At 40.4% G+C, this 12,553-nt stretch carries 14 protein-coding genes; 3 read left to right on the top strand and 11 right to left on the bottom strand.

The annotated features are described in order from the left end of the window. Positions 1-264: 264 nt before the first annotated feature. The 3 genes from IEY03_RS04605 to IEY03_RS04595 form a co-directional block, all read right to left on the bottom strand. Positions 265-843 (bottom strand): TIGR04211 family SH3 domain-containing protein, encoded by a 579-nt coding sequence (locus tag IEY03_RS04605; protein ID WP_229778190.1) that lies wholly within the window; start codon positions 841-843, stop codon positions 265-267. 109 nt (positions 844-952) lie between these two features. Beyond that, positions 953-2,221 carry an inorganic phosphate transporter gene (locus IEY03_RS04600; protein ID WP_188840182.1) on the bottom strand — a complete coding sequence of 423 codons (1,269 nt, stop codon included), beginning with the start codon at positions 2,219-2,221 and terminating at the stop codon, positions 953-955. Positions 2,222-2,245: 24 nt separating this feature from the next. Further along, on the bottom strand, positions 2,246-2,926 hold the full coding sequence (locus tag IEY03_RS04595) for a TIGR00153 family protein (protein WP_188840181.1): 681 nt from the start codon (positions 2,924-2,926) through the stop codon (positions 2,246-2,248). 236 nt (positions 2,927-3,162) lie between these two features. Between IEY03_RS04595 and IEY03_RS04590 the strand changes: the two genes are divergently transcribed. After that, a complete protein-coding gene (locus IEY03_RS04590; RefSeq protein WP_188840180.1) occupies positions 3,163-4,179 on the top strand; it encodes a CYTH domain-containing protein in 1,017 nt (338 codons plus the stop codon). 205 nt (positions 4,180-4,384) lie between these two features. Here IEY03_RS04590 and katB read toward each other — a convergent pair whose 3' ends face one another. The 5 genes from katB to IEY03_RS04565 all read right to left on the bottom strand — a co-directional run bounded on the left by katB (position 4,385) and on the right by IEY03_RS04565 (position 8,529). Continuing rightward, the gene (gene katB / locus IEY03_RS04585) at positions 4,385-5,848 is read right to left on the bottom strand and encodes a catalase KatB (protein ID WP_188840179.1); all 1,464 of its coding nucleotides are present in this window, start codon (positions 5,846-5,848) and stop codon (positions 4,385-4,387) included. A 245-nt stretch (positions 5,849-6,093) separates the two neighbouring features. Then, on the bottom strand, positions 6,094-6,342 hold the full coding sequence (locus tag IEY03_RS04580; RefSeq protein WP_188840178.1) for a YgjV family protein: 249 nt from the start codon (positions 6,340-6,342) through the stop codon (positions 6,094-6,096). A 56-nt stretch (positions 6,343-6,398) separates the two neighbouring features. After that, on the bottom strand, positions 6,399-6,836 hold the full coding sequence (locus tag IEY03_RS04575) for a PaaI family thioesterase (RefSeq protein WP_188840177.1): 438 nt from the start codon (positions 6,834-6,836) through the stop codon (positions 6,399-6,401). A 120-nt stretch (positions 6,837-6,956) separates the two neighbouring features. Next, positions 6,957-7,625, bottom strand: coding sequence for a helix-turn-helix transcriptional regulator (locus IEY03_RS04570; protein ID WP_188840176.1), 669 nt, complete (start codon positions 7,623-7,625; stop codon positions 6,957-6,959). 304 nt (positions 7,626-7,929) lie between these two features. Beyond that, positions 7,930-8,529, bottom strand: coding sequence for a DUF2238 domain-containing protein (locus IEY03_RS04565; RefSeq protein WP_188840175.1), 600 nt, complete (start codon positions 8,527-8,529; stop codon positions 7,930-7,932). 268 nt (positions 8,530-8,797) lie between these two features. Here IEY03_RS04565 and serA point away from each other — a divergent pair, with 268 nt between their 5' ends. Together serA and ygfZ are read left to right on the top strand one after the other, a co-directional pair. Next, entirely contained in the window at positions 8,798-10,027 is a 1,230-nt protein-coding gene (serA, locus tag IEY03_RS04560) for a phosphoglycerate dehydrogenase (RefSeq protein WP_188840174.1), read from the top strand. 130 nt (positions 10,028-10,157) lie between these two features. Further along, complete coding sequence (gene ygfZ / locus IEY03_RS04555; protein WP_188840173.1) at positions 10,158-11,111, top strand: tRNA-modifying protein YgfZ; 954 nt, start codon at positions 10,158-10,160, stop codon at positions 11,109-11,111. Between the two features lie 243 nt (positions 11,112-11,354). Here ygfZ and IEY03_RS04550 read toward each other — a convergent pair whose 3' ends face one another. The 3 genes from IEY03_RS04550 to IEY03_RS04540 form a co-directional block, all read right to left on the bottom strand. After that, a complete protein-coding gene (locus IEY03_RS04550; RefSeq protein WP_188840172.1) occupies positions 11,355-11,588 on the bottom strand; it encodes a hypothetical protein in 234 nt (77 codons plus the stop codon). Then, positions 11,581-12,033: a hypothetical protein gene (locus IEY03_RS04545; RefSeq protein WP_188840171.1), complete on the bottom strand. Its 453-nt coding sequence runs from the start codon at positions 12,031-12,033 to the stop codon at positions 11,581-11,583. Before IEY03_RS04545 ends, IEY03_RS04550 begins: the two co-directional genes overlap by 8 nt. Positions 12,034-12,283: 250 nt before the next feature. Beyond that, positions 12,284-12,487, bottom strand: a complete 204-nt coding sequence (locus tag IEY03_RS04540; protein WP_188840170.1) for a hypothetical protein — start codon at positions 12,485-12,487, stop codon at positions 12,284-12,286. Positions 12,488-12,553: the final 66 nt, after the last annotated feature.

Here is a 12,553-nt window from a genome sequence, read left to right as displayed (position 1 = left end):
TGTATACAATGTACGATTCTTCGCGGCGGAGTATACAATCAAAATGTGATCAAAAACACCGTCTGTTAATCGATTAATTGGCTTTAAATCGCATAAAGTGTAGCAGAAGGTGTACTTGTTTATGTTGATGGCGAGAATCTTGATTGTAAAATTAAAGTTAATTGCTTTAAAAGCATAAGCTTACATCGAACTTCAAAACAAATAAGCCAACATATTTATGTTGGCTTATTTGTTTGAATAATGTCACATATAAGAGTCTATAAATTACATCCAACGGCTATTTTTACGACGCTGTGGACGAGGTATATAAACTAAAATAATACCTATTAATGCACCGAACCCCGCAATCATGCCGCCTTGTTGCCACATTTTAAATTGCTGTTCATCTTGATTGATGCTGACTTTCTCTCTAGCTAAATCACGTTCAGTTAGCGCAGATTTTAGTGCCGTTTGTAATTCAACAATTTTTTTATTTGCCAGTTGCAGATCTTGTGCCGCGTTATCGGTATTCAAAGAGATATTATTTAATTGCTCATTAACCTTAATGAGCTCTTTTTCCATCTGCGGAAAACGTTCTCTTAAACTCGGTTTATCGGTAACAAAATCACTGCGGATCCAACCTTCACGGTTTTTGTTGTCAACGATTTGCGAATATTCACCTTCGGTTTTACCGTTGAAGGTAATTGGCTGACCCGCTTCGATACTACCAATAATACGAAACTCAGTACCTGGACCACCATGAATATAGGTAAAAACATCATCTGAAACATAATGCGTCGACACTTGAGCTTGGGCGCCCATAGACAACAATAATAATGCAAAAAAATGAATGACTCTCAACACAATCTTTTCCCTAACGCTATCGACTAGCAGCCATGCTATTTATTTAATCCCATGAATGCAAGAAGGAAGTCATAAGACTTCCTTCTAACATCAAAAATAACTTCAACTATTAACTAAAAATATCTTTAATAATGTAGAAGAAAATAATCGACAAGCCTGCACCGGCTGGTAATGTCACTACCCATGACACAACAATATTACGTACCACACCGATATTAATTGCTGCGATACCACGCGCCATACCCACACCCAATACTGCACCCACTAATGTTTGTGTAGTAGAGATGGGTAAACCCGTACCTGAAGCGATAACAACGGTCGATGCTGCAGCAAGTTCGGCAGCAAAACCACGGCTAGGTGTTAAATGAGTAATGTTTTTACCAATTGTCTGCATTACGCGTTTACCGAACAAGGCTAAACCTAAAACGATACCCACAGCACCTAGTGGTAAAATCCACCATGCAAGCACAGATTTTGAGCCAATCACACCACCGCTTTCAACAACTGATACTACAGCAGCTAAAGGACCAATTGCGTTTGCGACATCGTTTGAACCATGTGCGAAAGCCATACAACATGCGGTAACAACCATCAATATGGCAAATACTTTTTCAACGTTACCAAATTGCGTTTGACGATCTGCCTTGTTACTCATTTTTAAACGAGAGATAGCTACTTTACCGAATATGCCAACAGCAAGGGCTACAGCACCAGCAAGCAGATAAGCTTCTAACGTCGAGAAGTGTAAGCCAACATGCTTTAAGCCTTTAGTGATTGTCACTAATGACATAACAAAGCCCGCTAATGCCATATAGAAAGGCACATAACGTTTAGCATTGGCTAATGGATCATCAGTGTTGAAAATCAGTTTTTGCACACTTTGGAAAATGGTATAAGCGATAAAGCCCGAAATAGCTGGCGTTACAACCCAAGAACCAACAATACCAACTACCTTGCCCCACTCAACGGAATCAACACTGACGCCAACTGCCGCAAAACCAATAATTGCACCAATAATTGAATGAGTTGTAGATACTGGCCAGCCTAATGCCGAAGCAACAACCAACCAAATACCTGCTGCGAGGAGCGAACCAATCATGCCGTACACTAAATATTCAGGCACATCAGTAAAATAAGCAGCATCAATAATACCGTTTCGAATTGTACTGGTTACTTCTCCACCTGCTAAGAAAGCACCAGCAAACTCAAATATCATCGCAATGATGATCGCTTGTTTAATCGTAATAGCATTAGAACCTACTGAGGTTCCCATTGCATTGGCTACGTCATTTGCGCCAATACCCCATGCCATCAAAAATCCAAATGCAGCCGCAATACCGATAAGTACCGGACCGTTGGTGACTAATACATCAACCATGTCGTTTCCTTGATAACCTTGTGATTAGTTACGAGCTAACATTAGCTCTAGACGGGAACCTACACGCTCAGCAAGATCTGCTAAACCACCCACCCACTCGATAACTTTATATAAGAACATGACATCAACTGGATTCAATTCAGATTCCACAGCATACAGTTGACGGCGAACTTGGATTTGAAGATCATCAGAATCTTCTTCGATACTATCCAACTCGTTAATCATTTTCGCGACTAAGTCTACTTCACGACCACGAAAACCCGTTTCGAGTAGGTCATCAAGCTCATTAATTGCTTGCTTGGCTAGAGTTACAGCATCAAGACAACGCTTAAGGTAAGCATTGAATGCTTCTTGAACTGGTTGAGGGATAACTAATTGACGACCGATCATGCGGCCAGAAATATCTTTTGCCTTGTTAGCGATCTTGTCTTGCTGAGTTAGTAACTCAAGTAAGTCAGTACGCTCAACTGGCATAAACAAACCACCAGGCAAAGTTAAGCGGATTTCGCGCTTTAACGAATCAGCTTCTTTTTCTAGCATGCTAATTTGTTTGCGAATTTTTACAGCTTCATCCCAATCGCCTGCCACTGTGGCATCGAAGAAAGGAACAAGGAGGACAGCACATTCATGAACTTTATCTATATGCTGTTCTAAAGGCTTTAAAGGTGATTTTGCAAACACACCTAAAATAGAGTTTACTGGCATTGCCGTTACCTATTTAATTAATTCCAACTTGGAAAAGCGGGCGCATGTTACCTCAAGCGTCCACATAAAGAAACAGTGTAGTTTCAATTTCTCACTACCGCGATTTACACTTCCAGCTCAGAGTATAATCCATCTGAGCAACGCAATCCTAAGGGATTATTATTACAGAAATGTGACACTGTGAAGCAAATATGACGAATTTATGAACATTTGATTACAAGACGAGCTAGAAGTCAATGCACACTGAAACCGAACTAAAACTATTTGTTGCATTACAAGATTTTGATTCACTGGTAAAAACACTCCATAACTTACCTAATTCAACTTACTGTAAAAGCGATTTTTTATTTAATCATTATTTCGACACTTGCACGTTACAGTTAGCACGATGGGATATGGGATTAAGAGTAAGGGGCTCAAAAAATCATCAAGAGCAAACAATTAAAACGACGGGAAGTGTTAGCTCAGGGCTACATAGTCGACCAGAATTTAATGTTACAACCGCTGAAAAAACACCCAACCTATTCTTGTTTCCTCAACACATTTGGCCCCTGAATACTGATTTACAGTGCTTAAATAACAATCTAAACATTATTTTTGAAACCAATTTTACTCGCCAAACGTGGCTGATCAATATTAATCACAGCACAATTGAGGTAGCACTAGATAAAGGCGAAGTGATTGCTGGCCACAAAACAAGACTGATTCATGAGCTAGAACTGGAATTAATTAAAGGCCAAAACGAAGATTTAATCTTGTTAGCACAGCTGATTGCCAACGATATCCCCATAAGATTAGCCGAGGAAAGTAAAGCGGTAACGGGTTATTTATTATCCGGAAAAATGCCTTATCAATTCAAAACAGCCTGGCCTAATTTGTTAGATGCCACCACGGTATCAGCAAACACAAGTTTACAGTCACGGTTAAAGACAGGTTTAAACCATTGGCTTGAACTCGAGCGTTATTTGGAGCATGTAAACAACAGCGTCAACACAAAGGATAATGAACCGAGTATCCAAAAAGATAAGCAAGCTGAATATGTTAGATTTTTTAACCAGTTAATTCACTGTATAGATAGGTTACAGGACTTAGCTTTAACGGATAAAAAGTTAGAGTCACAGTTAACTGACGATGAGCAGATAACGGCTTTTATTAAAGCGCTTCTAGATAATCCAATGCGCATTGAGTCACTTTGGCGGTATACCGGTTACGGCAAATTTCAACTCGCTTTATTGGCTTATCTGACGTGCTAAAACAGCAGACTCTTTAGCTTCAATTAGCGTCAAGAGATGAATAAATGAGATTTAACATACCCAGATTCAATTACTTATAATCAAATTAAAAGGGACTGATACTTCATCAGTCCCTTTGTTTATCCGCTAAATGAAAGCGCTATTGTTAATTAATAAAGATAAACGGCAATCATTTATGTCCAGCTAACTTAGATTACAAACCTTTTTATAGCCCTAATGCTTTAGCAATACGCTGACCATAATCAACATCTGCCTGACTAAAATGAGCTAGCATTTTTTGTTGCACATCTAAGCTTGCCTGGCTTAAAGAGCCACTTATCGTCTCTACCAAACGCTGCTTTTCATCTTCTGCAAACATACGGTACAAATTACCAGCTTGGCTGAAATCATCTTGATTATAGCGGCTATAACGAGCAGCTTCTCCATCTAAGCGCAACGGCGGCTCTGCAAATTGAGCTGCGTCTTGTAATGCTGCGCTTGTCGTATTAGGACCATAATTTGCACTGGTATCGCCGCCCGTTTGACTGCCTTGGAAAGGACATTGAGTTCCCGCCATTGCACCAGCACGTTGGTGGTGATTTGCTTTAGCTGCATGTGGGCAATTAACCGGCAGTTGATTGTAATTTGTACCAATGCGGTAACGCTGTGCATCAGCATAAGAAAATAGCCTTGCTTGTAACATTTTATCCGGTGATGCTCCCACGCCAGGCACTAAATTACTGGGTGCTAGAGCAACCTGCTCAACTTCAGCAAAATAATTATTTGGCATACGATTAAGCTCAAGCTCACCAATTTCAATCAGTGGATAATCAGCATGTGGCCACACTTTAGTTAAATCAAACGGGTTGATGTGATAAGTATTTGCCTCTGCTTCAGGCATGATTTGTACCTTCACAGTCCATTTTGGGAAGTTTTTGTCGGTGATCGCAATCACCATGTCACGCTGAGAAGAATCAGGATCGATTCCTTTCAACTTATCAGCCTGTGCATTGGTTAAATTAACCACACCTTGCTGCGACTTGAAGTGAAACTTCACCCAAAAACGCTCGCCTTTGGCATTCCAAAGTGAAAATGTGTGTGAGCCATAACCGTGCATTTGACGATAATTCGCTGGGATACCCCGATCTGACATTAAAATCGTCACTTGGTGCATCGCTTCTGGGTTTTGTGCCCAAAAATCCCACATGGCTTGTGGATCTTTTAAATTAGTTTGCGGGTGACGTTTTTGAGTATGAATAAAATCTGGAAACTTAATACCATCTCGTAAAAAGAAAGTTGGGGTGTTATTACCCACTATATCGTGATTACCTCGAGTGGTATAAAAACGTAGCCCAAAACCACGAGGATCACGTTCAGCATCGGCTGAGCCCATTTCTCCGCCTACTGTCGAGAAGCGAACAAACGTTTCAGTTTGTTTACCCACACCATTGAAATGATCTGCAATAGTGAATTCACTTAAATCTTTGGTCAGTGTAAATGTGCCATATACGCCAGTACCTTTAGCATGTACAACGCGTTCAGGAATACGCTCACGGTTAAAGTGGGCTAGCTTTTCGATAAGATGCCAATCTTGAAGCAGCAAAGGGCCTCTTTCACCAGCAGAAAGTGAGTTTTGATCATCTGCTATGGGGGCACCATTCTGGCTTGTTAAATAATGTGAATTGTTCATATTTTCTCTCCTAATTACTTTCAAGTAACCATTGTTCAATTAAGTCATAAACGGTTGCCATGTTGCTTCCTCGGCCGTCGTTATCGAATAAAGCGATAATAGATGAGGCCGGCAAACTTAAAAAGCGATTAAAAGCGATGATTATAATCGACAAAGGTAATTAGAATGAGGAGGGTTAAGTAAAATCGATTTAAAAATGCAGTAAAAAGCCGAAGCATGCTTCGGCGATTGGTAAAATAACCAAGTTACTCTGAAGGTGGCTTAGCGATTGGCTCGCGATACAATTTCACTAAATAATAAGCATCAATTAACACAATGAAAAAATTCACTAATGCGACCGGAATAGCATCAATGGCTAGGCCATAAGCAACAAACAAAGCTGCGCCAACTAAATTCCACCAGCGAAGTTTTTTGATATTTGCCATCATTAGAGAAATGGCGACTACGACAGAGGCAAGATATCCCACCCATTCCCACATTGTTGCTGTATCCATAATAACTCCAAAATAACGTTCTTTTGTTGAGTATAGCTTATCCCAATAAGATGAAGTTAACGTTCAACAACTGCCGCAGTCATCCTAGAAATACAACATAAATCATTAGCACTGTTATGCACTAGAATCTCCCATACTGAGCTTCGCTTACCAATATGGACAGGTCTGGCCGTTGCCGTTAATGTGCCATTACGGGAGGCTTTTAAGTGATTTGCGTTAATCTCTTGGCCAACACAATAGAATTTAGTGAAATCGACAACAAAATTAGCCGCATAACTGGCTACTGTTTCAGCTAATGCCACATTAGCACCACCATGGACAATCCCTAATGGGTTGTGAACACTGGGATCGGCGGGCATTGTCGCTTTCATATAATCATCACCTATTTCGGTGATCTTAATGCCCAGCGTTCGCATTAGAGTGCCTTTGCCGTTCATACCCGCATCTAAGCGCTCACAATCTGCCAGTGTTACTTCTCTAAACCAAATACTCATTGGATACATCCAGTTAACAATTATTTTCCCAGTGTACTGTGAGATGAAAGGAGAATAAACAACTAAAAATAAGCGCGTCAGTTTCCCAAACTTATTTTGCGAATTAAGAAAAAGAAATAACTAATTCACCAATTCAAAATGGGTTTGATATGTTTGTGCCCAACGTAATAACTCAACTCTATTTCGGGATTGGGTTTTACGAAAAATTGAAGAAATATGGGCTTTAACTGTATGCTCACTGATACATAAACTATGAGCAATTTCTTTGTTACGTGCACCACTGGAAACCAATTGAATAATGGTTCTTTCTCTGTTGGTCAGCATTTGTAGCATTGCGACCGTGTCTTCAGGAATTTCGTTGTTATTATCGAGTTTTTGAACCAATCGCCTAAACATCTTGCTGATTAAGGGTCTATCGTACCAAAGTTCATCTGATACCATTTTACGTAACCCCGTTAACATTAAGTCCATGCGTTGATCGGCATACAATAATCCACGAACCCCCAACAGCAAAGCTGATTCTTGGTCTAAAGAACCTCGTTCTACTTGGTATAAAGCAACGGGTACATGGTTAACAATACGAGAGGCAAGCAAAGGGATGCCTTTATTATCTAAAGCCGCCCCTTTTTGGGCGATAAGATAAAAGCTATTGGATTTTTTATCTAACTCTAATTCGCCAGCATGTTTAACAATACGGGTCTTCAACCCAATCGATTCAGCAAGAATAGCAAGATGGCATGGGGCAGATAATTGATGTAAAAACACCAGTTCATAATTATTTGAGCTCATTACTCTTCTCCCTGAAAAGTGTTATTACGTTCAAGCACCCTATTTATCAGACATTAGTTTCAACTTTATGAATAATTTATAGGCTAAAGCGTGAGTACTCAAACATCGTCCTGAATTTATTTTATACCCAATTATTGTACCGATGCTACAGGCAATTGCCCTAGATTACGACAAAAGGTGTAAAGGTTGTAAATTGAGTGACAAGCATAGTAGAAATTAATTAGATAGGGAGTGAAACTAGTCAGCCAAAAGTATGAATAAGCATTTTGACTGACATATAAATTTTTAAATCATTGGCTGCAATTTATTTTTTGCTGCTAATTTGGCGATTATGCAGACGAGTTAATAACAGTAATCCGCAAATACCACCAATTAATGCTAAAAACATATCAGACTGGGTATCCCATACGTAACCTTGGGTACCTAAAAAGGCTTCGGCATCTTCACCTGTTGCTGCCGCAACCCACCACTCAATTAGCTCATAAAAAGCCGAAAATGCGAGCACAAAACACACAGATAAAAACTGACACCAAGCCCCCATCTTTAGCACACCGTTGCGTAACATAATTTCTCGAGCAAGGATTACCGGCACAAAACCCTGGGCAAAATGACCGACTTTGTCGTAGTTATTTCGCTCACTACCCATTATCTGGGCAAGCCAATCAAACAAAGGCACCTCAGCATAGGTATATCTCGCCCCGACAAATAACACAATGCAATGAACAAGGATCAACCAATAAGCCAATGAGGTAAATTGAAAGCGATTACGTGTTGCCCACAAAAGCACCACAGCAATAAGCGCAGGGATCGCCTCAAGCCACCAGGTGAACATATCCTTGGGATCACTAACCGACCAAAGCAATACCGCGGCATAAATGACTATCCATATAATTTTATTATGCAATGTAAATTCCTCTTATTCGATATTGTTCTAAAATTAGAATATTAACTTTAGCCATCTAGCCCTCCACAATGTGCAAAAAAAGTGCTACTTTGGCTATGCGTTGGAAGTCGCATATTTTCTCAAAGTAGAACAGACCTCACCTACCTCAAAAAAAGTAGCTGATTTGACGTCGCTTGGGAGCAGATATCAATAGTAAACTAACTGATATCATAAGCATAAGTACTTTAGGTACTAAATCAGCAATTACACATTAGAGGGTACCCATATCATGGCGAAACATTCGCTTGACAAGGATAAGATAAAAATCCTGCTGTTGGAGGGCGTCCACCAAAGTGCGGTAGATGTACTAGAAAGAGCAGGTTATACCAACATTGAGTATCACAAGGCCTCATTAGATGAGAGCCAATTGCTCGAATCAATCAAAGATGCACATTTTGTGGGATTACGCTCACGTACTCAATTAACTGCTGAAGTACTTAACCATGCAGAAAAACTGGTTGCTATTGGCTGTTTTTGTATTGGTACAAATCAGGTTGATTTAGCCGCGGCAGAAAAACTCGGTGTACCTGTTTTCAACGCGCCATTCTCTAACACTCGCAGTGTTGCTGAACTAGTTATTGGTGAAATCATCATGCTAATGCGTGGCATTCCGCAACGTAATGCTCAATGTCATCGTGGTGGCTGGCTAAAAAGTGCTAATGGCAGTGTCGAAGTGCGTGGTAAAACACTCGGCGTAATCGGTTATGGTCATATCGGTACTCAGTTAGGCATTTTGGCTGAAACCCTTGGCATGCGCGTGATTTTCTTCGATATTGAAGATAAATTACCACTGGGTAATGCCTCTCAAGTTCACAGCTTAGAGAGCTTACTTGCTAGTGCTGATGTCGTTAGTTTGCACGTGCCTGAAACACCACAAACTAAAGATATGTTTGGTGCTAAAGAGTTTAGCCAAATGCGTCAAGGTAGCTTTTTCATCAATGCATCGCGCGGTACAGTTGTCGAAATTGAGGCATTAGCACAGGCCGTTAAGTCTGAACATATTGCCGGCGCAGCCATCGACGTATTCCCAGTAGAGCCTAAATCAAATGATGATGAGTTTATTAGCCCATTACGTGGTTTAGACAATGTATTACTTACACCTCATATTGGTGGTAGTACTGCTGAAGCTCAAGAAAACATCGGTATTGAAGTCGCAGGTAAACTGGCTAAATATTCGGACAATGGTTCAACGGTATCTGCTGTTAACTTCCCTGAAGTATCGCTTGCACAACACGCTGGCGCATCACGCTTACTGCACATTCACCATAATCGTCCAGGTGTGTTGATCAAAATTAACCAAGCTTTCTCAGAGAAAGGCATCAACATTGCCGCTCAATACTTACAAACTACAGCAGAGATTGGTTATGTTGTAATGGAAGTAGATTCTGACCAAGCTGAAGAAGCCTTAGTCGAACTGAAGCAAATTGAAGGGACTATCCGTACCCGCGTATTATTTTAAAATCGAAACTTTAGCTTAGAGTGAGAATAAAACGGCTACTTAGGTAGCCGTTTTTATTGTTATCCCCTTTTGAGTGATCAGAGTTTGGGCTACACTGCTGGCATTATGTTGCTGTTTCACAGGAAATCAAATGAGCCTTTCAATAAGTAAACCCCATTGGGCCCTCACCCAAGAAACCCCCTCACTCATGTTAGCTAGCCTCGATCACTTAGGGTTAATTGAAGTGACTGGTGAGCAAGCTCGTAGTTTCATTAATGGCCAAGTGACCACAGAAATTGTCTCACTAAACGCAGATCAATGGCGCTGGGGTGCACATTGTGATCCTAAAGGTAAAATGATTGCCAGTTTCCGTACGTTTAGCATCAACGATTCTCTATATATGATGATGCCAACCGATACCTTAGCCGTTGGCTTACCGCAGTTAAAAAAGTATGCGGTTTTTAGCAAAGCCGAATTAGTTGATGTATCAACTCACTGGCAACTGCTGGGTATTGCTGGCAGTCAAGCTAGCACGTTTGTAGAACAGCATTTTGGTAGCATTGAAGCTGAACTCACGCATGTAGATGGTGGGGTGATACTAAAAGATAATAACCGCTATATCGTGATGTTAGCGGCAGATAAAGCACAAGCGCTTTGCCAAAATCAACAAGTGTTTGATGCAACAGCATGGCAAGCTGAAGAAATAAAAGCGGGCTACCCTAATATACCAGCTGCACACTCCAGCCAATATGTGCCGCAAATGTGTAATGTTCAAGCTATTAATGGCATTAGCTTCACCAAAGGTTGCTACATGGGGCAAGAAACTATCGCCCGTATGAAGTATCGCGGTGGTAACAAGCGCGCCTTGTATATTTTGTCTGGAAACACCAATCAAACGTTGACGATTGACTCGGCCATTGAGATTGCTCTTGAAGATGGGTTTCGTAAGGTGGGTAATATTATTGAGTTTGTCCAACAAGGTGATCAAGTGCTGCTAACCGCTGTGTTAGCCAATGACACTGAAGCGGATGCCACTTTACGTATTGCTGATGATGAACAATCTAGTTTAGCAATCCAAGCGCTGCCTTATTCGTTAGAAGATTAAACCGAATGGTTTAATACAACTCACAGAACGATGGAGTTGAACTTGAATTAGCGACTTGATTAGAAAAGTGTAACATCCACTTTTGCTAATTAAGTCGCTTTTTTATCAGAAAAAGCCAACGATATTTTAGATTGAGAGTAACGTTACCTACCCATTAACACGACATTTACCCCCATTGAAGTTAAGTGGGTCTAGAGGTACCATCTTGTCGGTTCTAAATGTTAAGCTTATGAATTAAAATCACTATCTGTTTTTTGAGTCTGAATATAGCCAACGAAAAAACTGACTAAACGGATAGAAAAATAAACCAAACACTCCTGCACTTGCTAGAACTTTTACAATATCAAATGAATCAATCAAGTACACATACGGTAATTCTATACCACTGATTATGTAAGCAGATAACCCACTAGCAAATAAAGTCGACACATCACTAGCAAAATTAGAGCGCTCTGCGTTCGATTTTGATTCAGACATTTGCTTTGCCCCTTAGCGTTGACCAATTTTGAAAAGTCCCCACACTATAGAGAGTACCGATACCTAAACAAATACTTGAGCTAACAATCCAGAAAGTCGAACTATTTTCGGGAAACATCGGCATTATTACAACAAATGCGACGCCACGAATTAGATAAATGAAAGAAATAACGAGCAATCCAAGCTTTAGAAAAGGCAGTTGAGGAATCACTTTAGCGCCTGACAAACCATATAGCGCCCACAGCGTGAACACTAAAACAATTACGGATGTCACTATCGTGGGATACCAATCACCATTATCAGCCATACTAGCCATTTGCTCACCAGCACCCAAAAAACGATACCAGTCACCACCAAAAATAATGCAACCTAAATGAGCCAAAGCCGCTGATGCGCTAGAAATTGCACCCAAAATTAAAAATTTATTCTTCCCTGAAATCACCATACCGCCCTAAATATCTAACAGATAAAATTAGCCCCAATAGTCGAAATTATCATATCGGGTAAATAAATGAAGCTCAATGATCCATTATTATCCATTTACTGCCACAGAGATATTCAGGAGAAAGGAAAGTCGCGGATTTGAAAGAGTAACCTTATGCCGAAGCTCAATTAGGGTGGTACATGCGCTTCTTTGGTTTAACTAAAACAAAAAATCCTTGTGATACTATTAATTCAGCATCCATTTGTCTTACTCAAATCATTTCACACAGTGAAACTTCAGCATGTTTTGAATACGCTGGTTCATCTGCATCTAAATTTTTGCCTCTTAGATTTGCCCCCCAAGTATTAGTATGAATAACAACCCAAGATCTACCCGAGTTACCACCAATGAAGCCAAATCGAAGAGATAAATCATAGGGTCGCTCTTTCCAATCCATGTGATCGCGACATTCCATTTATCCTGAACCATCCTACAGCGGGCAATGCGTTAAATAGAGGCTCCACGTTGAAAAACTACCCAA

The organism is Shewanella aestuarii, assembly GCF_014647215.1.
GTDB lineage: Bacteria > Pseudomonadota > Gammaproteobacteria > Enterobacterales > Shewanellaceae > Shewanella > Shewanella aestuarii.
The sequence above is the reverse complement of the archived record's forward strand: the minus strand, read 5'-3'. Positions and strand labels throughout refer to the sequence as shown.

What these genes read in the sequence shown, in the direction of transcription:
- IEY03_RS04540 (WP_188840170.1), bottom strand. Translation starts at nt 12,487, where the DNA reads ATGGAATGTCGCGATCACATGGATTGGAAAGAGCGACCCTATGATTTA.
- IEY03_RS04570 (WP_188840176.1), bottom strand. Translation starts at nt 7,625, where the DNA reads ATGAGCTCAAATAATTATGAACTGGTGTTTTTACATCAATTATCTGCC.
- IEY03_RS04590 (WP_188840180.1), top strand. Translation starts at nt 3,163, where the DNA reads ATGCACACTGAAACCGAACTAAAACTATTTGTTGCATTACAAGATTTT.
- serA (WP_188840174.1), top strand. Translation starts at nt 8,798, where the DNA reads ATGGCGAAACATTCGCTTGACAAGGATAAGATAAAAATCCTGCTGTTG.
- IEY03_RS04600 (WP_188840182.1), bottom strand. Translation starts at nt 2,221, where the DNA reads ATGGTTGATGTATTAGTCACCAACGGTCCGGTACTTATCGGTATTGCG.
- IEY03_RS04545 (WP_188840171.1), bottom strand. Translation starts at nt 12,033, where the DNA reads ATGGTGATTTCAGGGAAGAATAAATTTTTAATTTTGGGTGCAATTTCT.
- ygfZ (WP_188840173.1), top strand. Translation starts at nt 10,158, where the DNA reads ATGAGCCTTTCAATAAGTAAACCCCATTGGGCCCTCACCCAAGAAACC.
- IEY03_RS04580 (WP_188840178.1), bottom strand. Translation starts at nt 6,342, where the DNA reads ATGGATACAGCAACAATGTGGGAATGGGTGGGATATCTTGCCTCTGTC.
- katB (WP_188840179.1), bottom strand. Translation starts at nt 5,848, where the DNA reads ATGAACAATTCACATTATTTAACAAGCCAGAATGGTGCCCCCATAGCA.
- IEY03_RS04550 (WP_188840172.1), bottom strand. Translation starts at nt 11,588, where the DNA reads ATGTCTGAATCAAAATCGAACGCAGAGCGCTCTAATTTTGCTAGTGAT.
- IEY03_RS04575 (WP_188840177.1), bottom strand. Translation starts at nt 6,836, where the DNA reads ATGAGTATTTGGTTTAGAGAAGTAACACTGGCAGATTGTGAGCGCTTA.
- IEY03_RS04595 (WP_188840181.1), bottom strand. Translation starts at nt 2,926, where the DNA reads ATGCCAGTAAACTCTATTTTAGGTGTGTTTGCAAAATCACCTTTAAAG.